Source organism: Streptomyces sp. NPDC031121, from assembly GCF_055570615.1.
In genome coordinates, this window is sequence record NZ_JBVIGV010000011.1 from 289,988 (window position 1) to 315,481 (window position 25,494).

Sequence of the window (25,494 nt, forward strand, 5' to 3'; positions counted from 1 at the left end):
CCGCTCCGGCCGCCGCCCCCGACTGCCCCTCCGGCGACGCCTCTTCGCGGCGGAGTGCCAGAGCGCCAACCCTTCAGGATCCGGCCACTCCTGAGGGGCTATGGTCACGTCCGGTTAACATTCCACTCAAGGTTGAGGTGCTAGCGTCACCGTCAGGGGGCGGCCACCGCACCCCCGGTCCGCCGTTGTGTGCACCGACTCTTGCCGTGGGAGGAGCCGAGCCGTGACACGATCCCGTACCGGCCGGTTCCTCTTGGCGGCACTGGCCGCCACCCTCCTGGCCCTGCTGTTCGCCCGCGGTGGCGGGCCCCCCGAGAGCCGCCCCGTGCTGTCGCTCGCCGCCGGCGCCGAGAGCCTGCTGTGCGAAGAGGCCGCGCCCGCGGCGAAGCCGGCACCGAGCCACTGCCGCAACGCCGTCCGCTCCGGCTCCACCGGCGTGGACCGGCCCGGCCGGAACGGCGCCCGCGCCGCGGACGACGACCGGCCTCCGACCGCCACCGGCACCTCCGGCGCGTGCGTGCCGGCCCCCGTGTCGGGGGCGAGACGCCTCGCGGCGATCCAGGCCTTCCGCTGCTGACCGGCGCCGCACAGAGCGCCGCGATGCCCGCCGCCGGCTGCTGACCCCACCCCGGTCCGCCGCGCGTGCCGCCGTACGCCCGTCCCGTCCACCGTGCGCCACCGTACGCCGGAGTGCGCCGCATCCCGCGGCGCGGCCGGCCGCCCTCCGCGGCGGCCTGCCACTCCCGCGCTGCTTCCGCATGCCCGCCGGCCCGGCGCCCGCCATGCCCGGAACGCGGCCTGCCTGCCACCCGTACCGACGTTTTTCGGACTCATTCCATTCTCTAGCGCCCCTTGAGTCACTCCTTACTCACCTCACATCACACGTCACACCGACGCGCCCTCAGACGCATCAGGAGGCATGACATGCAACACCTCATCGAGCACGCCCGCGCCTTCCCCGAGCTCGCCCCTCAACCGGAGGAGCTGAGCCGGCTCGCCTCCGGCCAGTCCCCGTACGCCCTGTTCATCACCTGCTCCGACTCCCGGGTCGTACCGGCACTGATCACCGGGGCCCGCCCCGGGGAGCTGTTCGAGCTGCGCACCGCCGGCAACATCGTCCCGCGGTACGACCAGCCGCACCCCGCCGGCGAGTCCGCCACCATCGAGTACGCCATCGAGGTGTTAGAGGTCTCCGACATCATCGTGTGCGGGCACTCCCACTGCGGCGCCGTCGGCGCCATGGCCCGGGGGGACGACCTGACCGCCGTGCCCGCCGTCCGCGAATGGCTGGAGCAGGCCACCCCCCTCCCGGCCGGCGCCGGCACCGCGCCGCCCGACCTCTCCCGCCCGGTCCAGGCCCACGTCCTGGACCAGCTGGACCGGCTGCGCGCCTACCCGAGCGCCGCCGCGCGCCTCGCCGACGGCCGGCTGCGCCTGCACGGCTGGTTCTACGAGGTCCACACCGGTTCCGTACTGGCCCACCAGCCGGACGCCGACGCCTTCCTCGCCCTGTGAGCGCGCCCGAGAGGACCGCCGGACGGCGGTTGCCCGACCCGTCGACCCTGGCCCGCGACTTCGGGGCCTCGGTCGTCGTCTTCCTCGTCGCCCTGCCGCTGTGCGTGGGCGTCGCCGTCGCCTCCGGGGTGCCCGCCGAGCTCGGCCTGGTGACCGGGATCGTCGGCGGGATCGTCGCCGGCGCGATGCGCGGCAGCAGCCTCCAGGTGTCGGGCCCGGCCGCGGGCCTGACCGTGCTCGTCTTCGAAGCCGTCCAGGAGTTCGGGGTGGCCGCGCTGGGCGTGCTCGTCCTGGCGGCCGGACTGCTCCAGATGCTGATGGCCGCACTGCGGCTCGGCCGGTTCTTCCGCGCCATCTCCCTCGCGGTCGTCGAGGGCATGCTCGCCGGCATCGGGCTGGTCCTCATCGCGGGCCAGCTGTACGCGATGGCCGAGGTGAAGGCGCCCTCCGGCGGACTCGACAAGATCCTCCAGCTGCCGGGCACGCTGGCCGGAGCCCTCGGCTCCGCCGCCTCGCCGGCCGCGCTCGCCGTCGGCGCCGGCACGATCGCCGTGCTGGTGCTGTGGAAGCGGCTTCCGAAGGCCGTGCAGACGGTGCCGGGGCCGCTCGCCGCGGTCGGGCTGGCCACGGCGGCCGTGTACCTGCTGGGGCTGCCGGTGGCGAAGGTCGAGGTGCAGGGGCTGCTGGACGCGGTGAACCCGCCGGGTCCGGGCGACTTCGCGCAGCTCGCCGGCGTCGGCGCCGTCGGCACCGTCCTCGCGTTCGCCCTGATCGCCTCGGCGGAGAGCCTGTTCTGCGCCGCCGCCGTCGACCGGCTGCACGACGGACCGCGCACCGAGTACGACAAGGAGCTCATGGCCCAGGGCGCCGGGAACACCGTGTGCGGGCTGCTCGGGGCCCTGCCCATGACCGCGGTCATCGTCCGCAGCGCCGCCAACGTCCAGGCCGGCGCGCGGACCAAGGCGTCCCGCGTGCTGCACGGCGTGTGGCTGCTGCTGTTCGCGGCGCTGCTGCCGGCCGCCCTCGGGGTGATCCCGGTGGCCGCCCTGGCGGGCGTCCTGGTGCACGCCGGCTGCAAGCTGATCCCCGTACGGGAGATCGGATCACTGTGGCGGGAGCACCGCGGGGAGGCGGTGGTCCTGGTGGCCACCGCCGTCGCGATCGTGGTGGTGGGCATGTTCGAGGGCGTGCTCGTCGGGCTGGCGCTGGCCGTGGCCAAGACGGCGTGGGAGACCTCGCACATCCGGGTCGAGGTCGTCGACAAGGGCGCCGGCCCCATCCAGGCCCACCTGTCCGGCAACGCCACGTTCCTGCGGCTGCCGAAGATCCTCGACACCCTGGAGTCCCTGCCGCACGACCGGCCCGTCGAACTGCACCTCGGCGGTCTCCGGCACCTCGACCACGCCTGCCGGACGGCGCTGGAGAACTGGGCCGAGCGGCACGCCTCGGAGGTGACGGAACCGGTCGGCGTGCCCTCCGCCGCCTGACCGGGGGCCGGACCCCGGCCGCCGGGAGCCCGACGGGGCCCGCCGCCGACGCGCGGCGGGCCCCGTCCGCACGCCCATCGGAGGCTCTCCCCCCTGTGTTCCGTTTCCGGTTCCGGTTCCGCACGGAGGCGGGGCCCGTCAGGGCAGCACGGCGCCCACCGGTGCGGCGAAGTGCGCGGACAGCACCGTCTCCAGCTCCTCTCCGCCCGGCGCCCAGGCCACGTACCCGTCCGGTCGCACGAGCAGCGCCTCGTACGGGACTTCGGGCACGGGGCGGGCCCGGACCACGCGCAGGACGCCCTCCCAGTCGCGGGCCGTCTCGCGGTGTGCTTCGGCCCCGTCCCCGAAGAGGAGCAGCACGGGCCGGCCCTCCTGGAGCAGCCTGATCACGTCGGTCTCCCCTTCCGGGGTGTGCAGCGCGATGTTCGGCAGGAACGTCCCGCCTCCGGAGGGCGTGTGCCCGGTGCAGCCGGGGAGGACCGTGTCCTGGGCGCTGATCATGTTCCGCAGGTGTCCGGCGTCGCGGTCCGCCGACAGCAGGGCGGCGAAGAGGGCGCGGAGGGCGTCGAGTTCCGGGCCGGGCCGCATCAGGGCGAGCTGGGCCCGGGTGTTGTCCAGGACCCTGCGGGCCGCGGGCCGGCGTTCGCGGTCGTAGCTGTCGAGGAGGCCGGCGCCCGCCCGGCCGTGGACGGCGAGGGCGAGCTTCCAGCCGAGGTTGAGGGCGTCCAGCACTCCGGTGCTCAGGCCCTGGCCGCCGATCGGGAAGTGCACGTGCGCGGCGTCCCCGGCGAGGAAGACGCGGCCCCGGCGGAACGTTCCGGCGAGGCGGGCGAAGTCGCTGAACCTGCCGAGCCAGCGCGGCTCGTCCATCGCGATGCGGCGGCCGGCGATCCAGGCGACCTCCCGCCGCAGCTCGTCGAGGGTGGGCGGCAGGTGGCGCTCGGTGTGGGCGCCCGCGCAGTTGAGGGTGCGGATGTGCGTGTCGCCGGTGTGCGGATCGCTCTTGGCGACGATCCAGCCGTGCGGGGTGCGGTGCCAGCCGTCGGCGAGGGCGCCGTCGCGCAGCCGGACGGTGCCGGTCAGTGCGGAAACGGTCGCGGGGTGCGTCTCGGAGGTGATGCCCGCCTGTTCGCGGACCGTGCTGCGGGCGCCGTCCGCGCCGACCGCGTAGCGGGCGGTCAGGGTCAGGGGGCCGTGCGGCCCCTCGGCTCTGACGGTCACCGCTCCCCCGGGCCCGGCGGCGTCCTCCGCCTCCGGATCCTGGCGGATCTCCGCGACCCGGTGGCTGCGGAGGATCCGCGCGCCGGCCTCACGGGCGCGGGCCTCGAAGAGCCGCTCCAGCTCGGCCTGCGGCCACTTGAGGATGGGCTCCGGCTCGCCCTCCGGCGCCGTGATCACCAGGCCGGGCAGCCCGGCGAAGTGGAAGGGGCAGCCGCAGCCGTCGCCGCCCGCGGAAAGCGGCACGTGCGCCGGGAGGTGCCCGCGCCGGGCCAGGCACTGCACGGCCCGGGCGTGGAGGGTCGTCGCCTTGGGCCGCTCGGACACCGCTTGCTGTGCCTCCAGCACCACGGTGTCGACTCCGTACCCGGCCAGTTCGGCCGCGATGAGCAGCCCGACAGGACCTCCGCCGATGATGACCACTTGCGCTTGCATACCCGATGCGCCCCCCTGCTCGCCTTCGACATGAAGCCGTGCCCGATCGGTGTGCGGCGCCCGCCGGCCGGCGTCCCCCGCACGCAGCGGGAACCATACCGGATGGCCGGTTCTTTCGTAACGGCCTGAAGTAGGTGTAACTGCCTTGTAGCACAAGGGAGTTGCCAGACCGCTTAACATTCCGGAATGGAGGAAGAACTGCCGGACCACCTGGAGGAACTGGTCGGCCTCCAGCGGGCGAACGACGCGGCGCACGACGTCGTAAAACGCCTCCAGGAAGAACTCGGCGACGTGGAGGAATGGACCGACGAGCAGCACGCGGCCTGGCGCGACGCGTGGGAGGACTGGCGCGAGGTCGGCGAGCCCCTGCAGGACATGCTGGAGCACTACGCGGAGACCCTGGGGCTGGACGTGGACGAGCTGCGGGCGGCGGTGGAGCGGGAGGCCGGCCACGACCCGCAGCCGGCCGGCGCCTGAGGGACCGGGACACCGCCGGCGCCGCCGCGCTCGGTCCCTCCGCGGAACCGCAGGTCAGGCCGCTGCACCGGCGCCGGCAGCGACTGAAGCGACTCAAAGTCCCGATAAGTGAAGCGAACTACTGCGGCGCCGGTCCGGCCTCGCCGGCGAGCAGCAGCTTCTTCTGCGGTTTGCCCATCGCGTTCCGCGGCAGCGACGCCACGAAGCGGACCTCCCTGGGCCGCTTGTGCACGGACAGGTGGGCGGCGACGAAGTCGGTGAGTTCGGCGCCGGTCACTCCCTCGGCGACGACGAAAGCGACGATCCGCTGCCCCAGATCCGCGTCCGGCACCCCGACGACCGCCGCCTCCCGCACCTTCGGGTGGTCCAGCAGGGCGTTCTCGATCTCCCCGGCGCCGATCCGGTACCCACCCGACTTGATCATGTCGATGGAGGCCCGCCCCACGATCCGGTGGACGCCGTCCGCGTCGACGGCGGCGATGTCACCCGTACGGAACCACCCGTCCTCGGTGTACGCGGCCGCGGTGGCGTCCGGCCGCCCCAGGTACCCGGAGAACAGCGTCGGCCCGGTGAGCTGGAGCTCCCCGATCCCGGCACCGGGCTCGGCGGCGATCCGGGTGCGGATGCCGGGCAGCGGGGTGCCGACCGTGCCGGGGCGCACCTCCCCGCCGGCCCGCCCGCTGACCGTGATCAGGGTTTCCGTCATCCCGTACCGCTCCACCGGCCGCAGGCCCGTCAGCCGCTCCAGGTCCCGGAAGACGGGCGAGGGCAGGGCCGCACTCCCGGAAACGAGCAGCCGCGCCCCGGACAGGGCACCCGCGGCCTGCGTGTCGGCGGCGACGCGGGACCACACCGTCGGCACCCCGAAGTAGAGGCTGCCGCCTGCCCGCGCGTACGCCTCGGGGGTCGGCTTCCCGGTGTGGACGAGCCGGCTGCCGGTGCGCAGAGCCCCGAGCACACCTAGCACCAGCCCGTGCACGTGGAACAGCGGCAGTCCGTGCACGAGGGTGTCGTCGCAGCTCCACTGCCAGGCCTCGGCCAGGGCGTCGAGGTCGGCGGCGATCGCGGCACGCGTGAGGACGACCCCCTTGGGCGCGCCGGTGGTCCCGGAGGTGTACAGCACGAGCGCCGGGTCCTCCGGCCCCCCGCCCACACCGGCCGGACCTCCGGCGGACTTCCGCGCGAAGTCCACGTCCACCGTGACGGCCCCGGAGTCCCGCAGGATGTGCTCCCGCTCCGCGGGGCCGGCGTCGGGCGGCAGGGGGACGAACGGGACCCCCGCCAGCAGCCCGCCGACCGCCGCGGCGACCGTCTCCAGGGACGCCGTCGCGGTCACGGCGAACGCCGGCGCCCCGGCCACATCGGCCGCGACCGCGCGCGCCGCGGCGAGCAGCTCCTCGTACGAGGCGGCCCGTCCGGCGACACTGACCGCGTCCGCGCGGTCCCCGTACGCCCCGTCCAGTGCGGTCAGCACGCCCAGCCTCCTGCCGTTCGGGGCCGGGTGCCCTCACCCGGCGCTCCACCGCCAGGCTACGGCCTACCGCCCGCGGCCCCTGCGTGCGCCCGCCGAGGACGTCCCCGCACCGGACGGATCCCCGTACACGCGACGCACCCTGACTGCCCGTCGGAACGGGCGTCCATCCCAGAGGGCCGTATACCCGCCCCCGATAGGCTGCGGCCCATGAGCACTGCCGCACATCTGCGCTTGGAACCCGTGACCGCCGCCAACTTCGACGCCGTCTGCGCCGTCGAAGTCCGCCCCGACCAGGCGCACCTGGTCTCCCCCGTGGTCAAGTCGCTGGCCGAGGCGTACGTCCACGGACCGGTCGCCTGGCCGCGTGCCGTCGTCGACGGCGAGGAGGTCGTCGGCTTCGTGATGGCGTTCCTGGACATCGCGTGGAACCCGGAGAAGGACCCCGCGGACATCCGCTCCGGCATCTGGCGGCTGAACATATCCGCCGTCCACCAGGGCAAGGGCTACGGCCGCTTCGCCGTCGAGGCGGTCACGGCGGAACTGGCCCGCCGCGGCGCGACCCACGCGTACGTGACGTGGGAACCCGGCCCGGGCACCCCGGAGCCGTTCTACCTGAACCTCGGCTTCCACCTCACAGGCGAAACCTCAGGCGGCCAAACGGTCGGCGTCCTCCCCCTCGCCCCCACGGCAGGAGTCGACCGGTGATCAGTCTCGCCGCAGTGGGAGGAGTCGCCCTGGTCGAACTGGGCATGGCCCTCACCCCCGGACCGAACATGATCCACCTCGCCTCGCGCGCGATCACCCAAGGCCGCAGGGCGGGCCTCGTCAGTCTGAGCGGGACCGCGGTGGGCTTCGTGTGCTACCTGCTGGCCGCGGCCGCCGGCCTGTCCGCACTGTTCGCCGCCGTACCGCTGGCGTTCACGGTGGTCAAACTTGCCGGAGCCGCCTACCTGGCCTACCTGGCGTGGGACATGCTCAAGCCCGGTGGCCGCTCACCCTTCGCCCCGTCCCACGACCTGCCGCCCGTCTCCGACGCCCGCCTGTTCTCCATGGGGCTCCTGACCAACCTGCTCAACCCCAAGATCGCCCTCATGTACGCCGCACTCCTCCCCCAGTTCATGGACCCCCAGGCGGGCCCGGCCTGGGCACAACTGCTGCAGCTCGGTGCTGTGCAGATCATCGTGGGGCTCGCGGTGAACGCTCTGATCATGTTGGGCGCAGCACGTGTATCGGGGTTCCTGGCCGCCCGCCCCCGCGTGATGACCGCGCAACGGTACGCGGCAGGCGGCCTCCTCGGCGTCTTCGCCCTCCGCACGGCCTTCACCCGCACCCCCGTCCCAGCCTGACCCGCGCCCCGCCCGTCACCGCCACCCGAAACGATCATTAACGCCGTTAACGCCGCCCCTGTCCGAGAGCCCGCCCCCTCCCTCACCGTTAACGGCGTTAACGCCGCTCTCTCCCGAGAGCGCCCCCGCCGCCTGAGCATTAACGGCGTTAACAAGGCCCCCCTCCCCAGCCGAGCGCCCACCACCCATTAACGCCGTTAACGCTCGGAGCGCCGGCTCTCCTCCCCCTCCCACTGGCGACCGTTAACGCCGTTAACGCCTGGCGTCGGCAGCACCCTCACCCAGCACCACCGGCAGCCGACCGTTTTGGCGTTCCTGCTCACGCCCGGCCAGTGGGGCGACGCCCCGCAGATGATCGAGGTCCTCGAACGCGTCGCCGTTCCCCACCGCAGGGCGGACGGCCACGCACCCGGCCAGACCGCCTCGGCGGCGACAAGGCATACGGGTCACGCCGCAATCGCCGCCACCTGCGAAGACGCCAGATCAAGCACACCATCCCCGAACCGAAGGACCAACGGGCCAACCGCACAAGACGCGGAAGCACGGGCGGTCGGCGCACCGGCTTCGACAGCGAGATCTACAGACGCCGCAACGAGGTCGAGCGAACGATCAACCGGCTCAAGAACTCCCGGGGCGTCGCCACCCGCTACGACAAGAGGGCCTACGTCTTCCACGGCACCGTCACCGTCGCCGCAATCCGGCTCTGGCTCCGCCTCGAGATGCGCCCTGCATCTGGTTGCACGCAGAATGCTTAGCCACCGGCAGCGTCATCCCATACAGTGCCGAAGGTATGACGGCACTCGCATCCTTTACCTTCGTGCGCCATATCGACGGGCTCCGCCACCACTTCGAACGGAACGGCGATCACAACGGCCGTCCTGCCTACCGCCGAACGGACGGGAAGGTGTGGTGCGTCTGGTCGCCGGCCGACGGCTGGCACTGCGAGATCACGGACGGCCTCGTCACCGCCCATCCCCTCAACAGCATCGCTGACGAACCCGAACCCCCGGCCACCGTCTGGCGCAGCTTCAAGGATGACCGCTCCTACCTCTACGACCTTCAGACCGTCGACCCCGAAGCATGATCCGCCGGACAGTACCCAACGGCGTTGACAAGGCCCCCTCCCCCAACCGATCGCCCCCAACCAGTTAACGCCGTTAACGCCGAGCGCCGTCGGGCCCTCCCCCGTCGCCTCCCATGAGCCGGACCGTTAACGCCGTTAACGCTCGGAGCGCCGGCTCTCCTCCCCTTCACACCGGCGACCGTTAACGCCGTTAACGCCTGGCGTCGGCAGCACCCTCCTCCAACGGCACCGCCAGCCGAGCGTTAACGGCGTTAACGCTCGGCGTCGCCAGGCCCCGATGCGGCCCGGCGATCATTAACGGCGTTAACGCTGACCCGGGCCGATCGCTCCCGCCGGGGGCTGGGTGCGGGCCTGTTGGGGGCTGAGGCCTCGGACTCGTTTGAATGCCGTCGACAGGGCGAACGCCGAGCCGTAGCCCACCCGTCGGGCCACGGTCGCCACGGTGGCGTCCGGTTCTCGGAGGAGGTCCGCGGCCAGGGCCAGCCGCAGCCCCGTCAGGTATGCGATCGGCGGCTCCCCCACGACCTCCGCGAACCGTCGTGCCAGCGCCGCCCGGGACACCCCGGCCTTCCGTGCGAGTTCGCCGACCGTCCAGCCGTGGGCCGGGTTCTCGTGCAGCAGCCGTACCGCCCGCCCGACGACCGGGTCGGACTGCGCCCGGTACCAGCCCGGCGCCCCTGACCCCGGGTCGGCGAGCCATGCGCGCAGCACTCCGATCAGCAGCAGGTCGAGCAGCCGGTCGAGGACGAGTTCCTGCCCCGGCTCGTCGCGGGAGACTTCGGAGGCGAGCAGCCCGATCAGCGTGGCGTCGACCTCGGCCGCCGGTCGTACGAGGACGGTCGGCAGGGCTCCCAGCAGCCGCCGCCCGACCTCGCTCGGCTCGGTGTAGGTGCCGCTGAGCATGACGGCCGACCCGGATTCCGGCACCGTGGTGCCCCAGGTCCGGACCCCCAGGTCCATCGTCCCGTTGACGTCGGTGCCGTCCGGAAGGCTGCAGTTCTGCTCGCTGTCCACAGTGATCTGCACCGGTGTCCCCGGCTCGTCCGCCAGCGTGTACGGCTCCGGCCCGCGTGCGACGGCTACGTCCCCGGGCGCGATCCGGACGGGCGCACCCCCGTCGGGCACGAGCCAGCCCACCCCGCGCACCATCGTCATGACCGTCAGCGGGGCCTGGTCCTCGATGCGGACTGCCCACGGCGGGTCGAAGACGGACTTCAGCAGGACGGCGCCCCGCGCCTTGGGCCCTTCCAGCAGCCCGCTCAACATGTCCATGCCGCCCCGCTCACACGTCCCAGACCCCGGTGGCCGCGGCCGCGCGCGCGTACGCGGAGAAGTCCCGCGGCGGCCTGCCGAGCACCTCCTCCACTCCGTGCACGAGGTGGGCGTTGCGACCGTCCAGGATCAGCCCGAACAGGTCCGCGAAGTCCTCCGGCTGCCCCTGCTCCCGGAGCACCGCCCGGAAGTCCGCGTCCGAGATCGGAACGTACGTGATCTGCCGCCCGGTCGCCTTCGACAGCTCGGCCGCCACGTCTCCGAAGGACAGCAGCCGCGGCCCGGACAGCTCGTAGGTGCGGCCGATGTGCCGGTCGTCCTCCAGCGCGGCCACGACGACGTCGGCGATGTCGCCGGCGTCGACGAACGCCTCGACGGCGTCCGCGGTCGGCAGGGCGAACTCCCCGGCGCGCACCGACTCCAGGAAGAAGTCCTCGTCGAAGTTCTGGTTGAACCAGCTGGCCCGGACGACCGTCCAGTCGGCGCCCGTCGCCTTCAGCGCCTCCTCGGCCCGCTGCGCGGCCTGCTCCCCGCGCCCGGAGAGCAGCACCAGCCGGCGCGCCCCGGCGGCGACGGCCGCTTCCGCGAAGGCGCCGACCTGCTCGGCAGCCCCCGGGAACGACAGGTCGGGGTAATACGTCACGTACACCCGGTCGACCCCGTCGAGGGCGGCCGCCCACCCGGCGGGCTCGTGCCAGTCGAATGCGGGCTGCCCGCTCCGTGACCCGGCCCGCACCGGGCGGCCCATGTCCCGGAGCCGGGCGACGACGCGCCGCCCGGTCTTTCCGCGTCCCCCGATGACGAGGGTCGTACTCCTCGCTGTCTCCGTCTGCTTCTCTGTCTGCGTCATGCCCCCAGTCAAGCCTGTCGCCCCGAGACGGAACATGGCCGAGAGGCTCGCCCGCATACGCGTGCGTCTACCCGGCGCGAACCTGGGTGTTCTGGCAGGCCGTCAGCAGCCAGCGTCCGTCCTCGCTGCGCGTCATCACGTACAGGGGCGCGCCCTCGCTCTCCGGGCGCCCTTCCGGGTCGGTGTAGAGCTGACGCACTTTCACTGCGGCGACGTCGGGCCGCAGGAACTGCGTATGCACCACTTCGTAGGTGACCTCGCCGTCCCAGCTCGCGCCGGGCAGGACGGACCGGGTGAAGTCGGCTATCGCATCGAAGCCGATGAGGACCTTGCCGTGCGCGGTGGTCCACAGGGCGTCAGGGTGGAACAGGGCCAGGAAGCCCTCCGCGTCCTTGGCGCGCTGGGTGCGCTGCACTTCGGCGACAACCTGCTCGATGGCCTTCAGGGCCGCGTGTTCTCCGCTCATGGCACCCATCCTTGGCCCTCAACTGTGGTCGAGGTCAAGGAATGTGATCACATGTCGTTATGACCAGCACGAAGACGCTCTACCTGCTCTGCTCCGCCGCCCCGCCGGTGTTCGACGTGGCCCACGTGATCGAGGATGCCCAGTCCCGCGGCTGGGACGTCTGCCTGGGACTCACCCCGACGGCTGCGCACTGGCTCTCCGGCAGCACCGACGGGCTGGCCGCCCTCACCGGGCATCCGGTGCGCTGGCAGTACAAGCTTCCCGGCGAGCCCGACGTCTGGCCGACGGCCGACGCGGTGCTCTTCGCCCCGGCGACGTTCAACTCCCTGAACGCGTGGGCGCTGGGCCTGACCGACCGCTTCGCCCTCGGCGTCGCCGCCGAGGCGATAGGCAAGGGCACCCCGGTCGTCACCATGCCGTGTACGAACGCCGCTCTGGCCGCGCACCCGCAGTTCGAGCCGTCGCTGGCGACCCTGCGCACCGCCGGCGTGACGGTCCTCTTCGGCGAGGGCGGCTTCGTCCCGGGCCCGGCGGGCCAGGACGCCCCGCCGCACTTCCCCTGGCAGACGGCCCTGAACGCCCTGGACGCACCCCCGGTCCCGTAGCGCTGCACGGCGGGCGTTAACGCCGTTAACGCCCGGTCGGCGCCGGCCACGGCCCGGACGCCCGATGGGGGAGGGGCGTTAACGCCGTTAACGCCGTTAACGCCCCTCCGGCCCTTCCGGCACCTCCAGCACCTCCGGCCCGTCAAAAAGTACCTGTCGACTGGTATTTTTTGCCGTCCTCCCACTACATTGGCTCCGGTGCAGGCCCCGTCCCGGGGCCCGTACGAAAACCGCCGCAGCGGCGCCGCCGCTCGGCTGACAGCGGCAGGAGTGGCGTACGTGGCGAGGGCCCGGCAGGAACGTGCCGAGATCACCCGGCAGGCGATCCTCGACGGTGCCGCCATTGCCTTCGACAGCAGCGGCTTCGGCGGCACCAGCCTCAGCGACGTCGTCCGCCACGCCGGAGTGACCAAGGGCGCCCTGTACTTCCACTTCCGGTCCAAGGAAGCCCTGGCGCGGACGCTGATGGACGAGCAGTTCCAGGTCTCCGCAGACGTGCCGGCGATCGAGGAACCTGGCCTCCAGACGGCCATCGACCTGTCACACCGGATGGCGCACGGGCTGCGGACGAACGTGCGCATCCGCGCCGGCATCCGGCTCGTCATCGAGTTCGGCTCCTTCACCAACCCCGATCCGGCACCGTACGACGCATGGATCGACACGGTCCGCGTGTGCCTCGCGCCGGCCCAGGAGCGGGGGGACGTCCTGCCGTCGCTGGACGTGCAGGACCTGGCGACGTATCTCGTCGGCTCGTTCACCGGCATCCAAGTCACCTCGCACGTCCGCACCGGACGCAAGGACCTCCACGAGCGGATCACGGACCTGTGGACGTTCCTGCTCCCCGGCATCGTCCCTGCGGACCGCATACCGCTCTTCGCGGCCGCCGGGGCGCCCGGCCTCCGGGCCGAACTCGGGCTCGGGGCCGCGGAGTCGTCGGCGATCGGGGCCGGCTGACCCGGTCTCGGTCCGAGCTGTACGTGCCGCCCAGGGCGGCCTCGCATGCGCCGTGGTGAACCACGGGGGTGCTCGCTACGGCGTGTGCGAGGCCGCCCTGTCGGCTGTCCCGGACCGTCCACCACGGGCTCCCGTATCCCCCTTGTGGCCGCACCTCGACCCAATTCGTTAGCAAAACCCAAGCGTGCCGCTCACACGCACCGCAGAACGTTAGTAAAGTCCCTCTCATGACTTCTCCCACCCCGAGCGACCGAGAGAAGGTCGTCTCCAAGCTGCCGCCGTGGCTCCGCCAGGAGTTGAAGATCCGCACCGCCCAACTCCGGGTCGACATCCAGGACGCCGTCCACCAGGGCATCGCCCAGTGGAGCGCGCTCGCCTCCGCACCGTCCCCCGTGGACACCTCAGGCGCCGAGTCGTTCTCCACCTGGCTGCCCGCCGGCCAGTGGGAGTCGTTCCGCGCCGATGCCAGGGACCGCGGTGTCTCCCTCATCCAGGGCCTGGCCCAAGCGGTCAGCGTGTGGCTGGAGATGAACCCGGCGCCGACGGTGCAGCGCCCCTCCGTCGTCCGCCGCATCGTCGTGTGCAACCAGAAGGGCGGTGTCGGCAAGACCGCGATCACCGCCGGTACGGGTGAGGCACTCGCCGAGGACCCCGACTCCCTCCACCCGGTGCGCGTGGCCCGCCAGTTCGCCGCCCCGCCGGCGGCGGGCTCCGGCAGCTCCCTGGACCTGGAGGACCTGCCGGGGCTCGGCATGCGCGTCCTGCTCGTCGACTTCGACCCGCAGGGCCACCTCACCAAGCAGCTCGGCCAGCAGCCGCTGCCGATCGGCGGCGACAGTCTCACCTGCCACATGGCGGGGGAGGCCAAGGGCCCACTCGCCGACCTGGTCGTCCCGATTCCGGACGAGCGCTTCGGCGACCGCCTGCACCTGCTGCCCGCCTGCACGGACGCCTTCCTCCTCGACGTCCGCCTCTCCACCGTCCGCGCCCGCGAGGCCGCCCTGGAGCGGGCCCTCACCCCGCTGGAGTCGGAGTACGACGTCGTCATCATCGACTGCCCGCCAAGCCTCGGCCTGAGCATGGACGCCGCGATCTACTACGGGCGCCGCCGCGAGAACGAGCAGCCGGGCGCCTCGGGCGCGCTGATCGTCGTCCAGGCGGAGGACTCGTCGGCCGACGCCTACGACCTCCTCACCTCCCAGATCAACGACCTTCGGGACGACCTCAGCCTCGACATCGACTACCTCGGGCTGGTCGTCAACCTGTACGACGGCCGCCGCGGCTTCATCGCGACGTCCTCGCTGCAGGCCTGGATGGACATAAAGGATCCCCGTGTCGTCGCGGTCGTTCCGGACCTGAAGGAACAGCGCGAGGCCGTCCGTGTGAAGCAGCCCCTCTTCGTCTACGCGCCGAAGGGCGACCAGGCGGTCGCGATGCGCGCCCTCGCCAGGGAGATCTCATGAGCAAGGCCGACAAGCTCGGGGTCTCGGCGTCCTTCGCCCGGGCCCAGCCGGTGGGTGTCAGCTCCCGCCGCGCCGCGATCGCGGAGGCGACAGGCGCCCCGACGTCCGGGGTCCAGCCGCCGTCGGAGGTGCCGATCGAGGCCCTCGCGCACAACCCGTTCAACCTCCGCGAGGACCTGACCGAGTTGGACGAGCTGGCGCAGTCCCTGCTCTCACGCGGCCAGCTCCAGCCTCTCGCGGTCGCCACGCGCATGGCGTTCATGGAGGCGCACCCGGGGCAGACCGACGGCCTGGGCCGGGCCCCGTACGTGGTGATCGACGGGAACCGGCGCCTGGCGGCGGCCCAGCTGGCGGGCCTGAAGTCGATGCACATCCACGTGAACGACTCGCTCGCCTCCTCGGCCGCGGACATCCTGGAGTCGGCGCTCATCGCGAACGTCCACCGCGTCGACGTGGCGCCCATGGACCAGGCGCGGGCCCTCCAGGAGCTGGTCGAGGTCCACGGCTCCCAGGCGCAGGTCGCCAAGCGGCTCGGCAAGACGCCGGCGTGGGTGTCGCAGCGGCTGGCGCTGCTGAACCTGACGCCGGAACTCCAGGAGAAGGTGGACACGGGGGAGCTGAAGGTGGAGCCGGCCCGCCGCATCGGCCGGCTGCCGCAGGAGCAGCAGGAGGCGGCCGCCGCGGAGGCCGCGACGGTCACCCCGCGCCAGCGCACCCACACCCCGCCGCCCACGCCGGCCCCGTCCCCGGCCGCTCCGGTGGCGGTCGCGCCCGCGGCCCGGCCGACTCCGGTCGCCCCGGCGGTCGCCCCGGCCGGGACGGCGGCGGACACGGTGCAGGCGTTCGGCAGGGGGCCGTCGCCGGCCGGGCATCCGCGCATCACCATCGCGACGGACTCGCCGGAGACGATCGCGGACGCCCTGACGGCGCACCTCACTCCGGACGACCTGAAGGCCGTGACCGAGCTGCTCATCACCCGCATCTGAGGCGACGCCCACGACGGGGGGCGCTGACGGCACCGCACCGTCGCCGCCCCCGAGCCCCGTCCGCGGCGGCCGTTGGCGTTAACGGCGTTAACGCCGTTAACGCCCCCACGGCCTCGCCGCCGACAGCGGGGGAGGGACCGAAGGGACTGAAGGGACTGAAATTCGCCATTGGCTTCAGTCGCTTTCCGGCCATCGTTTCCGCCGCCACCACGGCCGCCGCGTCAAGGACAACGACCTGAAACGCACCTGAAAGGGACCGGAACGAGACCCTCGCGGGGCCGGTTCAGGCGACGGTCGGCGCGGACAGCCCGCGCTGCGACCGGGCGGTCTTCCTGCCGACCTGCCGCGGCTCGATCGTCCGCGGGTCGACGGCTTCGCCCGGCGCGCCCTCCCGGTACAGGCCGTCGGGCTCGGCGTCCCGGTCGTGCGGCAGCAGGTAGAAGACGCGCCGCTTCTGCAGGCCGCTGTCGGGGTCCGCCTCCGCGGTGTCGCCGAGCTCGGTGAAGCCGATCATGCGGCCGTCGCGGTGGTAGCGCGGCTTCCCGCGCCGGCGGGGGGTCTTGTCCAGGGCCTGCCGTACGTAATCGAGCTGTTCGGGGTCCTCCAGCCACACCACTTTGTCCTCGTGGGCGAGATCGCTTGCCGTCAGTAGCGAGCTCATGGCCTGGGTCCTTCCTCGTTCACGTCGGCCCTTCCGGGCCCCTTGTTCGTCCACGCCGGGGGCGGCGCCGAAACCGATATGCGGCAGTGCGCTGCGGGCCGCCGCCGGCCGGTGGGTCTGTTCATCTTCCTTGTCCATCGTAGGCGTGCCCGCCCCGGGGAGGCTGCACACGTCCGGCCGGTCACCTGGAACCTGCCCTGTTCGCCTCACGGGGTGGCTGTTCCTCGTCGGTGAGGAGGGCCAGACCGGGGTAGAACTTCTGGCCGTTCGAGCGGAGCATCTCGCTCGGTGACGCGACGCCGACCTCGGCCCGGATGCGTGTGGCGAACGCGCGGGTCGTGGCGGGGCGCAGTCCCTCGCCGTCGAGGCACCATGCACTGTACGCCCGGTAGAGGGCTCCCTGCTCCACTTTCAGATCACGGGGTTCCGCCAGGTCCGCCCCGGTGGTGCAGCATTCCGCGAGGAACCGCCCGATGTGGTCCTCGGTCGTCGCGTAGGCCTGGGTGGCGGTGCGGACGACGCTGGGGCCGGTCAGGGCCGGCTTCGTCGCGAGGTAGGCCTTCGCGCCCTGGATCATCCAGTTGAGGATGCCGGGGCCCTCCTCGGTCACCAGGATGTCGGCCAGGTTGTCGATCTTCCGGTGGTCGGGTACGACCCGCTCGAAGGGGATGAGCCGGATGCGCCGCCAGAAGGCGTGCCCGCCGGTGCCGACCTCGGGGCGGTGGTTGCCGAGCAGCCACAGCTTGTGCGTGGGCTCGAAGCTGAAGAAGTCCTGCCGCATGCGGCGCGCCTTGAGCCGGTCGCCGCCGGTGAGGAGCTTGACGCGGGCCTCGTCGAACTTGTCGTGCGGCTTGAGCTCGCTGCAGACGAACAGGCGGCGCCCGTGCAACTCCGTCAGCTCGGTGGAGTGCTCGTTGAACTTGCCGCGCTCCATCAGGAAGCCGGGCGGGGCGACGTCCGCGTAGTCGCCGAGGATCTTGATGACGACGTCGAGGAGCGCCGACTTGCCGTTCGCGCCGACGCCGTAGAGGAACGGCAGGACCTGGCCGCCGACGTCGCCGGTGACGGAGTAGCCGAGCAGCAGGTGCAAGAAGTTGATCATCTCCTTGCCCTTGTCGTCGTCCCCGAACGTCTGGTGGAGGAAGTCGTGGAACCGGGGCGTCGGCATGGCCTCGGGGGCCAGGTAGGTGGCGCGGGAGTGCAGGTCGCGGGTGGGGTCGGGCTTGCGCAGGTCGCCGGTGCGCAGGTCCACGACGCCGGCGGGGGTGCACAGCGCGTACTTGTCGCCGTCCAGGGTGTCGGGGTCGAGGGCGAGTTCGGGGGAGGCCTTGGCCTGGGTGAGCATGGCCTTCACGCCGGAGGTGGACATGGCGCGCTTGCGGTGCTGGGCCAGCTCGCGGTCGGTGAAGACGCCCCGCGGGTCGTGGGTGGGCAGTTCCTCGGCCATCTCGCCGGCGGCCCAGATGGCGGCCTTCTCCCCGCCGGTCCGCTTCCACCGGTACTCGTCCCACACGTACCAGCCCAGTCCCTCCACGTGGCGGAACCGGTGGTGGTGGAGGTGGGCGAACAGTTTGGCGTTGCCGCGGTCGGAGAGGTTGCGCAGCAGGCCGCCCGCGATGAAGTCGTTGAGGGGGCCGGGAGCCTGGGCGCCGCCCTGCTGGGCGGGCAGGCGGCGGCCGGCCGCGGCTGCGGCGGCCGGTGCGGCCGGTGCGGGGTCCGGAGTGAACGCAGCGAGCTGTTCCGCCGCGGCCTGGGCGTTGAACCCGGTGCTTTCGGCGCTGCTCATGGGCATTCCTTGGGGTGGATGGGTCGGTCGCTTCCGGCGCGCAGCCCTGCTTCGACGATGAGCCGGTTCCGGCGCTGCTGGTGTGGTCGTGCGTGGTCGGCGGCTTCGAGGAGCAGGAGGCGGCCCTCTCCGTGGTCGAGGTGTCCTGCGGCGGCGAGCCCTCCGGCGGTGAACGCGGCCCGGTTGAGCTTCTCGCTGAAGGCGGTGCCGGCGGGGGCCGCCGCGCAGTCGCGTACGGCGTCGAGGAGCGGGCCGAGGAGGCGCCGCCCGGCCTTCCCGCCGGGTGCGGGCCGCGCGGTGCTCCGCGGGGCCGGGAGGGGGCCGCCTGGGGCCGCTGAGGGGGCCTCAGGGACCGTGGGGGCTTCGTCCAGGGCGTGCCCGGTGCGGACGAGTTCGGCGGTCAGCCAGAGCGGCAGGGCCGCCGGGACGCGCGCTCCGGGCAGGGCCTGGTACACCCCGGCCGCCGTGCGGGTGGTCGGCGCGACGATGTACCCGCCCACCGCGCGCACGTCGACCTGCCAGGCGAGGGCGGCCCGGGAGCCGGAGCCGCTGGAGCTGCGGAACGCGGGGCCGTCCTGGGGCGCCCGGTACCAGACGTGCATGCCGCCGGAGGGCGTGCGGACGCGCAGGGTGGAGGCGTCCTCGCAGGGGTGGGGGCGGGAGCGGTACGCGGCCAGCAGCGCCAGGGTGTCGAAGCCGTTGCGCAGGCCGGTGAGGTCGACCCGGTCGTCGACGGGGATGCCGGGCAGCAGCTTCCGACGGTCGGGCAGGGGGGCAGCGTGGGCGTCCACGTCGATGACGACGAGCCGGGCCGGGCCGCAGGAGACCCCGATGCCGAACCCGGGCTCGGCGCGCCACCAGCGCCGCAGGGTGCGCAGGTCGGTGGTGGCGGCGTGGAAGCCGTGGCACCAGCGGCCCTCGGAGTGGCAGGGGCAGGCGGCGGGGGAGTGGCGGGCGCCGCGGCAGTCGGGGCAGTTGGCCGCGGGCGTCTTGGTCCCCGGGGCCAGCGGGTGGACGGGGTAGCCGCGTCGGGCCATCCAGGCCGCCACGTCCAGTGCCGACCCGCCACTCACTGCGTGTGGCAGGCTCTCGGAATAGACGGGCACTGGCTCTTCCTTGACGCGGTGTCGGCGACGGTCGTTCCCGTCCCTGGACTGCTCCCCGAGGTGTGCGCTGGCCTGCGCCTCAGGGACCAGAGGGACTCAAGATTCACTATGCCGGAGGTTACCCCAGAGTCCACGTCGGCCCGGGGTGTAACGGCCGCACTATCCGGAATTCAGTCCCTTCAGTCCCTCAGACCCTGACTTTCTCAGCTGGTTCGTCCCGAATGGCTCCTTCTGGGGCCCGATGTGCGTCCGGGCGTGTCGCCGTCGCCGCATGGATCGCTCCTCGACTCCTCCTGGAGCCGGGCTCGACCGTCCCTCCCCCAGGAGGAGGTCTCCGTCCGCAGGGACCGAACGCCCGCCGTCCTCCGGACCGACTGCCGGACCGAACCCGACCCGGGGGGTTCGGTCCCTCCCCGCCGCAGGCGCCCGATCCGTGTCCGGGGTGTTTCTCAGAGGGGTCCAGGTGCTGAAGGGGCTGGACCCTCGTTCAGTCCCTGTGTGTTTGGTCCCTTTGTAAAGGTGCAGGTCAGAGGATCGGGAGGGACGGGACAGGGACTGAAGGGACTCGGAATCACTACTTCCACTCTTTATGTGCGTGCGTGTATGCGCGGGCGTAAGTATGACTGCATGTCTCTGGGTAGCTCATAACTAGCGATTTGAGTCCCTTCGGTCCCTGGAAAACGAGAGGGAGGCCGCTGACCTGCAGGTTTATGCAGTGACTGAAGGGACAGGGACCGAAGGGTGCTCACCGGCGTTCAGTCCCCCCGGTTCGGGGGAGGGAGTGCAGGGGGAGGGGGCCTTCGGAACCCCCCGCCGGAGGCTTCGGTCCCTGGCGCCGTCGGGCAGGGACGCAACAGGGCGCAGTGGGGACGAGAGGGACGCAAGAGGACCGCCCGCGGCGCGGAGGAGCGGGCGCGACCGGAGACGGCCGCGGCTCCGAGCATGGGCTCCGCCCGGCCCCGTCACGGGCGACACCACCGGGCGGGCCCCGGGATTCCGTCCCCCGGCCGAGCCCCGGCCCAACCCGCCCTCGGCCCACCGCCGCTGGGGAGCCTTCAGGGCGCCCGTACGGGCCCCCGGACGCAGGGGAGCACCCGGAAGGCCTCTCCAGGCCCGTCACGGCCCCCAGAGCCGCCCAGAGCCTCTCCAGAGGCCGCAAGGGCCCCCAGGGGCGAGGGCACCCGCCCCGAAGCGCCCGACAAGCCGTCAGAGCCGCCCAGGGCGCTTCACGGCCCTCCCGGTGCCTCCCCGGCGCCCCCGGCCGCCCGTTCCCCGAGCGGGGCCTACAGCTCGAACTCGACGTGCTCCAGGTCGGTGTACTCCACCAGCAGCCCCTGCGCCCGGCGCCCCTGGTCCTTGAAGTAGATCTCCTGCAGCCCCTCCGCGGCGATCTGCCGCAGCTGCTGCTCGCCTGCTCCGGCTTCCTGGGCGTCGAAGAGGCGGCCCGCGAACTCCGGGGGCAGGGCCACCGTGAGGTGGCGCAGCCGGGCGTCGTCGGTGGTGCCGGGCGCGGCGGTGTAGCCGAACCGGGCCCGCGTGTCGATCATGATGCCGCCGGTGGTGGCCGCGGCCTTCCGGGCCCGCGCCCGGACCTGCGGCTGCCACCGCCTGCGCACCTCGCGCTCCAGGCGGGCCGCGAGCTCCGGCCGGGGCCGCTTCAGCTGGTCGCGCACGTACCGCTCGACGGTGCGCCGGCTGATGCCGAGGAGCCGCGCCACCTCGCCCGTGCGGCCCTTGTAGCGCCTCACCAGGTAGCGCATCTGCGCGCCCGCGCTCTTCGGGACGGGGCGGGTGAACGCCGCCCGCAGGGCCTCTTCGAGGCCTTCCCCGACCGTGTCCATCGGGCGCTACCTACTCTCCGTCGTCCTGGGCGGTGATCCGGCCGTCCCTGATGTACCGGGCCAGGTTCAGGTCGTCCCCGTGCTCCTCGCGGACGCCTTCGGCCCACAGCACCGTCTGGGTGCCCTCGTGCTTGACCATGCCGGGGGAGACCCCGAGCTGGAAGCCGCCCTTGAGCGGCTTGCCGTCCTGGTAGGGGAGGAAGTCGAGCGGGCTCGGCCCTTCGGAAGCGTACACAGCGCAGTCCGACAGGACGGCGACCGGGAAGCGGCCCGTCGCGGCGGCCAGGTTGCGCATCTTGCGGTGCATGTTGACGCGGGCCCGGGAGATGACGGCCGCCCGGATGTCGGGGCGCCACGTCGGCCGCCGCAGCGCCGGCCAGGGCTGGCCGGGCCGCCAGCCGCCGCCCCTGGGCCGCTCGCGAAGCTTGCCGATGCCGCCCTTGACGGTCGCCTTGATCGCGGTCAGGACCAGCGCCAGCTCCGGGTCGACCTCCCGGTGCCGGGCCATCGCGTCGAGGAACGCCTGCGGTTCCATCCCGGCGGTGACGCCCAGGTCGGCCATCGTGGCGACGTACGCGTCCCGCAGCCGCCCGTACCAGGCGTCCAGGTAGCGGCCGGTCTCCGCGCGCAGGTAGCCCTCCAGCGGCTGCACGGACCAGCCGAGCTCCACCGCGTACGCGACGGTCGGCGTCGCGTACCAGGCCGGCCCCTCGGGCCGCGTCCCGGCCGGGGTGAACGGCGACGGCAGCCGCGGGTCCAGCTCGACGTGCGAGAGGTCGACGAGCCAGCAGCCGGGGACCTTCGCGTCGAAGGCGGGCCGGGAGACCCGCGTCGGCGCGCCGAGCCCGACGACGGCGCCGTTCGCCCCCGCGGCGAACGCCATGTTCACGTCGATGCCCACCACGTACGGCTTCAGGCACTCCTCGTCGGTGAGGGGCCGCGCCCAGTCGTACGCCTCCTCGACCAGCATCTCGGCGGGTCCGCGCTGGTGGAAGCGGGGGAGGTGCGCGAGGAGCGGGTGCCCGTCGGGCGCCTCGGGCGGCGCGCAGTCGACGGGCTCCGTGCCGAGCGAGCCCGGGTTGTGCTCGCTGTGGCGGCGCCCGGAGGCGTCCGGCTCGCCGGCCCGGGTCGGCGGGTGCAGGGCGGTCATCAGCTCCAGGCCGTTGACCGCGGTCGAGCCGCGCGGGGTGATGACCCGGGTCGCGTACGTGCCCAGCAGCCGGGCCAGTTCGGCGGGGGGCAGGTCGGCGGCCCCGCCCCAGGAGCGGGCGTCGAGGGCGCCCCAGCCGAGGACGCACAGCTGCACGCAGGACCGCCGGCCGCCCTGCGCGGGCCGGTAGATCCGGGCCCAGGGGCCGAGGCCGCGCCGGGTGAGCTGCCAGTCGGCCTTGGCGAGCTGCCTGACCGCCTTGTGGTCGTCCGGCAGCCGCCCGGCGAGCCGCTCCTGCGGCGAGAGGCGCGCGGGCAGCCCGTAGCGCTCGGCGGCGGCGTCGGTCAGCACCAGCACCGGGTCGGAGTCCCGGCCGTTGCGGTGGAGGCGCGGCGCACCGAGCATCGCCTCGCCGAGCGCCCACTCGACGAGGGCCGGCAGGGAGGCGGCGGGCACGTCCAGGACGATGCCGCCGACGCCGTACGCGACGACCTGCCGGTCGGCGTCCGCGTCGAGGACGACGAGCGGCCCGTTGGCGAACCTTGCCTCTCCCGCCACCGCGGCGGGCCGCTGCACCGGGCCGGCGGAAGGGCGGGCGGCGGCCCGGGACACGGGCCGCACCTCGGCGGCGGCGGCGGGGGAGGGGGCGGGCGTAGGAGCGGGGGCAGCAGCGGGGGAGGGGACGGAAGCGGCGGCCGGGACGGAAGCGGCGGCCGAGGCCGAGGCACCGTCAGGGCCCGTGGCCCCACCCCCGCCCACCGGCGCGGCAGCCGGCCCGGCCGCGGCCCCGCCTTCGGCCCCTGCCTCGACCGCAACCCCGGCGTCGGCCGCTGCCGGCTCCTGCCCGGGCGGCGGGAATCGCTCGGCGAGGCCCTCCAGGAGCCTGGCGTACGCGGCGCGCTTCGGCGGGCGGGGATCCGTACGCCCGGCCTCCCACCCGCTGACCGTCTCCCGCCGCGTCTTCAGTGCGGCCGCGATCTGGTCCTGGCTCAGCCCCGCGGCCTCCCGCAGCCGCCGGCGCTCGGCGGGATGCGGCAGGGGGTCCTGCGCGACCTGCTCCAGCAGTGCGTCGACAGCGCTGAACAGCTCGTTCTCAGTGGGCACAGCGGTCACCTCCGCCCCACAGCCTAGCCGGAACGCTCCTGGATCCCACACCCAACACCACACGGATCGCACACGGGCATGATCCCCCGGACCGGATACCGTTCCCGGCACAGCCGCAGCAAGCAACGGGGTGAAACGATGGCGCGCAGGACCAGCAAAGGCCGCCGACTGGTGGCCGGCGACAGGACGTACCTCTGGTCGGTACGCCACACCCACAGCCGCCGCGAGGACGGCGGCTCCGATTGCCGCGAGTCCCTGACGCTGAGCCACGGCCGCGCCCGCCGCGCCGTGCTCAGGATCGTCTTCCGGAGCAGCCCGGGCCGCTGGGAAGCCGACGGACTGGCGCTTTCCGGCTTCGTGTTCACGTCGCGGGAGGAGTGGCTCAATCTCAACGAGCCGGGCGCGGTCCGCGCTCTCCTTGAGGCGGCGCTCGCCGCGGGCTGGGACCCCGCCGCCCCCAAGGTGACGGAAGAGGACGGATGGAACCTCTTCCACGCCGCCGTGGCGGCCCGCCGCCTCCCGCCGAGCCGTCACTTCCCACCCGCATCCCAGCCGGTCAGCGCGCGGGACGTCCCGTGACCGCCTCATTTCCCGGCGGGCTGTGGCGCGTCCCCGGCCCCGCCCCTCAGTCTCGATGGCGAGCCGGCCGGAGCGGTCGGCCCACCTGCACCTCGGAGGGGGAAACAGCATGCGCGTCACCAAGAAGTTCGCCGCAGTCGCCGGAGGCCTCGCGCTGACCGGCGGTCTGCTCGTCGGCGGGGCGGGAGTCGCCGGCGCGGAGCCGCAGGCGGCGTCGGACTGCCCGTCGGGCTACTTCTGCGTGTGGTCCGGCTCCAACTACACCGGCCGCCGGCAGCAGGTCTCGGGCACCAACAAGGACCTCACCGACTACACGGTCTTCCAGAGCTTCAAGTCCTGGTACAACCGCGGCTCCTCCTGCGACTTCAAGTGGTTCTCGGAGAAGAACCACAGCGGGTCGAGCGGCACCGTCCCGCGCGGCTTCAAGAAGTCCGACAACGCCTCGCACTACATGAAGTCGAACACCTGGGTGAACTGCCGCTGACCTGACCGGCGGCGGCCCCACCCGGACCGCGGGGCGGCGTCCCACCGGGGCGCCGCCCTCCGGCGTCACCGCGGCGGGTGCGCGGCGAGCCAGTGGCGGGCGATCTGCTCGCGCGTCGCGACCCACGCCCCGCCGAGCTGCGCGACGTGCCGCAGGAACCCGTCGAGCGCCCGGATCCGCCCGGGCCGGCCGATGATCCGGGCGTGCAGGCCCACGCTCATCATGCGCGGCCGGTCGGCCCCCTCGGCGTGCAGCGCGTCGAACGTGTCGACGAGGTAGGCGAGCATGTCGTCGGCGGTGGTGAAGCCGTGCACGATCAGGAACTTGAAGTCGTTCGCGTCCAGGCTGTACGGCAGCACCAGGTGCGGCCGGCCCGCCGCCTCGACGTAGAACGGCAGGTCGTCGGCGTAGTCGTCGGAGTCGTAGAGGAAGCCGCCCTCCTCGGCGACGAGGCGCCGCGTGGCCGGACTGGTCCGGCCCGTGTACCAGCCGACGGGCCGCCGGCCGGTGAGCCGCTCGACCGTGCGGACCGTGTCCGCGATGTCGGCCCGCTCGGCGTCCTCCGGCACGTCCCGGTAGTCGATCCACCGCCGGCCGTGGCCCGCCACCTCCCAGCCGGCGGCGCCCATCGCCCGCCCCGCTTCCGGGTTGCGCTCCAGCGCCTGCCCGACCGCGTGCACGGTCACCGGCACCCGGTGCGCCGCCAGGGTGCGGTGCACGCGCCAGAACCCGGCGCGCGCCCCGTACGCGAACATCGACTCGGAGTTCAGGTCGCGCCCGCCCACCACGGGCGGCGCGCCCACCACCTCGTGCAGGTAGCCCTCCGAGGCGGCGTCGCCCTCCAGGACGTTGCTCTCACCGCCCTCCTCGTAGTTCAGGACGAGGCTGACGGCGACCCGGGCGCCGCCGGGCCAGGCGGCGTGCGGCGGGTCGGCGCCGTAGCCGACGAGGTCGCGCAGGGGCTCGGACACGCGCCGCACCCTACCCGCCGCCCGCCCCCGCCCCCCTGAACCGCCGTGGGGGGGGGGGGAGGGGGGGGGGGGGGGGAGGGGCGGGGGGGGGGGGGGGGGGGGGGTGGGGGGGGGGGGTGTTGTTCGTGGAGAAGGCAAAGAGAAGGCAACGCCCCCCCCAGTGTAGGATCGGGCTTCCCC

At 73.3% G+C, this 25,494-nt stretch carries 24 protein-coding genes and 1 pseudogene; 14 read left to right on the forward strand and 11 right to left on the reverse strand.

Annotation, left to right across the window (positions count from 1 at the left end):
- The first annotated feature begins 223 nt into the window (after positions 1-223).
- The 3 genes from ACZ462_RS22375 to ACZ462_RS22385 all read left to right on the forward strand — a co-directional run bounded on the left by ACZ462_RS22375 (position 224) and on the right by ACZ462_RS22385 (position 3,002).
- Positions 224-577: a hypothetical protein gene (locus ACZ462_RS22375; RefSeq protein WP_467803226.1), complete on the forward strand. Its 354-nt coding sequence runs from the start codon at positions 224-226 to the stop codon at positions 575-577.
- Positions 578-924: 347 nt separating this feature from the next.
- Complete coding sequence (locus ACZ462_RS22380) at positions 925-1,515, forward strand: carbonic anhydrase (protein WP_467803227.1); 591 nt, start codon at positions 925-927, stop codon at positions 1,513-1,515.
- Positions 1,512-3,002 carry a SulP family inorganic anion transporter gene (locus ACZ462_RS22385; protein ID WP_467803228.1) on the forward strand — a complete coding sequence of 497 codons (1,491 nt, stop codon included), beginning with the start codon at positions 1,512-1,514 and terminating at the stop codon, positions 3,000-3,002. The genes ACZ462_RS22380 and ACZ462_RS22385 overlap by 4 nt, the downstream gene beginning before the upstream one ends.
- Positions 3,003-3,140: 138 nt before the next feature.
- Here the strand turns inward: ACZ462_RS22385 and ACZ462_RS22390 are convergent, their stop codons facing one another.
- Positions 3,141-4,655: an FAD-dependent monooxygenase gene (locus ACZ462_RS22390; RefSeq protein ID WP_467803229.1), complete on the reverse strand. Its 1,515-nt coding sequence runs from the start codon at positions 4,653-4,655 to the stop codon at positions 3,141-3,143.
- Between the two features lie 186 nt (positions 4,656-4,841).
- Here ACZ462_RS22390 and ACZ462_RS22395 point away from each other — a divergent pair, with 186 nt between their 5' ends.
- Complete coding sequence (locus tag ACZ462_RS22395) at positions 4,842-5,132, forward strand: hypothetical protein (RefSeq protein ID WP_467803230.1); 291 nt, start codon at positions 4,842-4,844, stop codon at positions 5,130-5,132.
- A gap of 118 nt (positions 5,133-5,250) precedes the next feature.
- Here the strand turns inward: ACZ462_RS22395 and ACZ462_RS22400 are convergent, their stop codons facing one another.
- Positions 5,251-6,606: an AMP-binding protein gene (locus ACZ462_RS22400; RefSeq protein WP_467803232.1), complete on the reverse strand. Its 1,356-nt coding sequence runs from the start codon at positions 6,604-6,606 to the stop codon at positions 5,251-5,253.
- A gap of 207 nt (positions 6,607-6,813) precedes the next feature.
- Here ACZ462_RS22400 and ACZ462_RS22405 point away from each other — a divergent pair, with 207 nt between their 5' ends.
- From ACZ462_RS22405 to ACZ462_RS22420, 4 genes and pseudogenes are all read left to right on the forward strand, one after another.
- Entirely contained in the window at positions 6,814-7,311 is a 498-nt protein-coding gene (locus ACZ462_RS22405; protein ID WP_467803234.1) for a GNAT family N-acetyltransferase, read from the forward strand.
- Complete coding sequence (locus tag ACZ462_RS22410) at positions 7,308-7,952, forward strand: LysE family translocator (RefSeq protein WP_467803235.1); 645 nt, start codon at positions 7,308-7,310, stop codon at positions 7,950-7,952. The genes ACZ462_RS22405 and ACZ462_RS22410 overlap by 4 nt, the downstream gene beginning before the upstream one ends.
- Before the next feature lie 306 nt (positions 7,953-8,258).
- Positions 8,259-8,707, forward strand: a pseudogene (locus ACZ462_RS22415) (transposase); the annotation flags it as partial.
- 35 nt (positions 8,708-8,742) lie between these two features.
- A complete protein-coding gene (locus ACZ462_RS22420) occupies positions 8,743-9,036 on the forward strand; it encodes a hypothetical protein (RefSeq protein WP_467882583.1) in 294 nt (97 codons plus the stop codon).
- A gap of 303 nt (positions 9,037-9,339) precedes the next feature.
- Here the strand turns inward: ACZ462_RS22420 and ACZ462_RS22425 are convergent, their stop codons facing one another.
- The 3 genes from ACZ462_RS22425 to ACZ462_RS22435 all read right to left on the reverse strand — a co-directional run bounded on the left by ACZ462_RS22425 (position 9,340) and on the right by ACZ462_RS22435 (position 11,633).
- Positions 9,340-10,308: a cupin domain-containing protein gene (locus ACZ462_RS22425; protein ID WP_467803237.1), complete on the reverse strand. Its 969-nt coding sequence runs from the start codon at positions 10,306-10,308 to the stop codon at positions 9,340-9,342.
- A 10-nt stretch (positions 10,309-10,318) separates the two neighbouring features.
- Positions 10,319-11,158 carry an NAD(P)H-binding protein gene (locus ACZ462_RS22430; protein WP_467803239.1) on the reverse strand — a complete coding sequence of 280 codons (840 nt, stop codon included), beginning with the start codon at positions 11,156-11,158 and terminating at the stop codon, positions 10,319-10,321.
- 67 nt (positions 11,159-11,225) lie between these two features.
- Positions 11,226-11,633: an SgcJ/EcaC family oxidoreductase gene (locus ACZ462_RS22435; protein ID WP_467803240.1), complete on the reverse strand. Its 408-nt coding sequence runs from the start codon at positions 11,631-11,633 to the stop codon at positions 11,226-11,228.
- 50 nt (positions 11,634-11,683) lie between these two features.
- Here ACZ462_RS22435 and ACZ462_RS22440 point away from each other — a divergent pair, with 50 nt between their 5' ends.
- From ACZ462_RS22440 to ACZ462_RS22455, 4 genes are all read left to right on the forward strand, one after another.
- On the forward strand, positions 11,684-12,229 hold the full coding sequence (locus ACZ462_RS22440; RefSeq protein WP_467803241.1) for a flavoprotein: 546 nt from the start codon (positions 11,684-11,686) through the stop codon (positions 12,227-12,229).
- Positions 12,230-12,508: 279 nt separating this feature from the next.
- Positions 12,509-13,183, forward strand: coding sequence for a ScbR family autoregulator-binding transcription factor (locus tag ACZ462_RS22445; RefSeq protein WP_467803243.1), 675 nt, complete (start codon positions 12,509-12,511; stop codon positions 13,181-13,183).
- Between the two features lie 227 nt (positions 13,184-13,410).
- A complete protein-coding gene (locus tag ACZ462_RS22450) occupies positions 13,411-14,646 on the forward strand; it encodes a ParA family protein (RefSeq protein WP_467803244.1) in 1,236 nt (411 codons plus the stop codon).
- Positions 14,643-15,632 carry a ParB/RepB/Spo0J family partition protein gene (locus tag ACZ462_RS22455; protein ID WP_467803246.1) on the forward strand — a complete coding sequence of 330 codons (990 nt, stop codon included), beginning with the start codon at positions 14,643-14,645 and terminating at the stop codon, positions 15,630-15,632. Before ACZ462_RS22450 ends, ACZ462_RS22455 begins: the two co-directional genes overlap by 4 nt.
- 283 nt (positions 15,633-15,915) lie before the next feature.
- On the opposite strand, the gene ACZ462_RS22460 is transcribed toward ACZ462_RS22455, so the two are convergent.
- The 5 genes from ACZ462_RS22460 to tap form a co-directional block, all read right to left on the reverse strand.
- Positions 15,916-16,293: a DUF6009 family protein gene (locus ACZ462_RS22460; RefSeq protein ID WP_114059230.1), complete on the reverse strand. Its 378-nt coding sequence runs from the start codon at positions 16,291-16,293 to the stop codon at positions 15,916-15,918.
- 181 nt (positions 16,294-16,474) lie between these two features.
- Positions 16,475-18,079, reverse strand: a complete 1,605-nt coding sequence (locus ACZ462_RS22465) for a DNA primase family protein (protein ID WP_467803248.1) — start codon at positions 18,077-18,079, stop codon at positions 16,475-16,477.
- Positions 18,076-19,185, reverse strand: coding sequence for a bifunctional DNA primase/polymerase (locus ACZ462_RS22470; protein ID WP_467803249.1), 1,110 nt, complete (start codon positions 19,183-19,185; stop codon positions 18,076-18,078). Before ACZ462_RS22470 ends, ACZ462_RS22465 begins: the two co-directional genes overlap by 4 nt.
- Positions 19,186-20,468: 1,283 nt before the next feature.
- Entirely contained in the window at positions 20,469-21,026 is a 558-nt protein-coding gene (gene tpg / locus ACZ462_RS22475) for a telomere-protecting terminal protein Tpg (protein WP_467803251.1), read from the reverse strand.
- A gap of 10 nt (positions 21,027-21,036) precedes the next feature.
- Positions 21,037-23,280, reverse strand: coding sequence for a telomere-associated protein Tap (tap, locus tag ACZ462_RS22480; protein ID WP_467803252.1), 2,244 nt, complete (start codon positions 23,278-23,280; stop codon positions 21,037-21,039).
- Between the two features lie 138 nt (positions 23,281-23,418).
- On the opposite strand from tap, the gene ACZ462_RS22485 reads away from it, so the two are divergent.
- Both ACZ462_RS22485 and ACZ462_RS22490 read left to right on the forward strand, forming a co-directional pair.
- Positions 23,419-23,859, forward strand: a complete 441-nt coding sequence (locus ACZ462_RS22485) for a hypothetical protein (protein ID WP_467803253.1) — start codon at positions 23,419-23,421, stop codon at positions 23,857-23,859.
- Between the two features lie 109 nt (positions 23,860-23,968).
- Positions 23,969-24,343, forward strand: coding sequence for a peptidase inhibitor family I36 protein (locus tag ACZ462_RS22490; protein ID WP_467803254.1), 375 nt, complete (start codon positions 23,969-23,971; stop codon positions 24,341-24,343).
- Between the two features lie 65 nt (positions 24,344-24,408).
- On the opposite strand, the gene puuE is transcribed toward ACZ462_RS22490, so the two are convergent.
- The gene (gene puuE, locus ACZ462_RS22495; RefSeq protein WP_467882579.1) at positions 24,409-25,314 is read right to left on the reverse strand and encodes an allantoinase PuuE; all 906 of its coding nucleotides are present in this window, start codon (positions 25,312-25,314) and stop codon (positions 24,409-24,411) included.
- Positions 25,315-25,494 lie beyond the last annotated feature (180 nt).

Excerpts from the sequence above, each read along its gene's own strand:
- ACZ462_RS22380 (WP_467803227.1), top strand. The coding sequence starts at position 925 with ATGCAACACCTCATCGAGCACGCCCGCGCCTTCCCCGAGCTCGCCCCT.
- ACZ462_RS22430 (WP_467803239.1), bottom strand. The coding sequence starts at position 11,158 with ATGACGCAGACAGAGAAGCAGACGGAGACAGCGAGGAGTACGACCCTC.
- ACZ462_RS22490 (WP_467803254.1), top strand. The coding sequence starts at position 23,969 with ATGCGCGTCACCAAGAAGTTCGCCGCAGTCGCCGGAGGCCTCGCGCTG.
- tpg (WP_467803251.1), bottom strand. The coding sequence starts at position 21,026 with ATGGACACGGTCGGGGAAGGCCTCGAAGAGGCCCTGCGGGCGGCGTTC.
- ACZ462_RS22425 (WP_467803237.1), bottom strand. The coding sequence starts at position 10,308 with ATGGACATGTTGAGCGGGCTGCTGGAAGGGCCCAAGGCGCGGGGCGCC.
- ACZ462_RS22435 (WP_467803240.1), bottom strand. The coding sequence starts at position 11,633 with ATGGGTGCCATGAGCGGAGAACACGCGGCCCTGAAGGCCATCGAGCAG.
- ACZ462_RS22465 (WP_467803248.1), bottom strand. The coding sequence starts at position 18,079 with ATGAGCAGCGCCGAAAGCACCGGGTTCAACGCCCAGGCCGCGGCGGAA.
- ACZ462_RS22390 (WP_467803229.1), bottom strand. The coding sequence starts at position 4,655 with ATGCAAGCGCAAGTGGTCATCATCGGCGGAGGTCCTGTCGGGCTGCTC.
- ACZ462_RS22460 (WP_114059230.1), bottom strand. The coding sequence starts at position 16,293 with ATGAGCTCGCTACTGACGGCAAGCGATCTCGCCCACGAGGACAAAGTG.
- ACZ462_RS22485 (WP_467803253.1), top strand. The coding sequence starts at position 23,419 with ATGGCGCGCAGGACCAGCAAAGGCCGCCGACTGGTGGCCGGCGACAGG.
- ACZ462_RS22405 (WP_467803234.1), top strand. The coding sequence starts at position 6,814 with ATGAGCACTGCCGCACATCTGCGCTTGGAACCCGTGACCGCCGCCAAC.
- ACZ462_RS22455 (WP_467803246.1), top strand. The coding sequence starts at position 14,643 with ATGAGCAAGGCCGACAAGCTCGGGGTCTCGGCGTCCTTCGCCCGGGCC.
- ACZ462_RS22420 (WP_467882583.1), top strand. The coding sequence starts at position 8,743 with ATGACGGCACTCGCATCCTTTACCTTCGTGCGCCATATCGACGGGCTC.
- ACZ462_RS22450 (WP_467803244.1), top strand. The coding sequence starts at position 13,411 with ATGACTTCTCCCACCCCGAGCGACCGAGAGAAGGTCGTCTCCAAGCTG.
- ACZ462_RS22395 (WP_467803230.1), top strand. The coding sequence starts at position 4,842 with ATGGAGGAAGAACTGCCGGACCACCTGGAGGAACTGGTCGGCCTCCAG.
- ACZ462_RS22440 (WP_467803241.1), top strand. The coding sequence starts at position 11,684 with ATGACCAGCACGAAGACGCTCTACCTGCTCTGCTCCGCCGCCCCGCCG.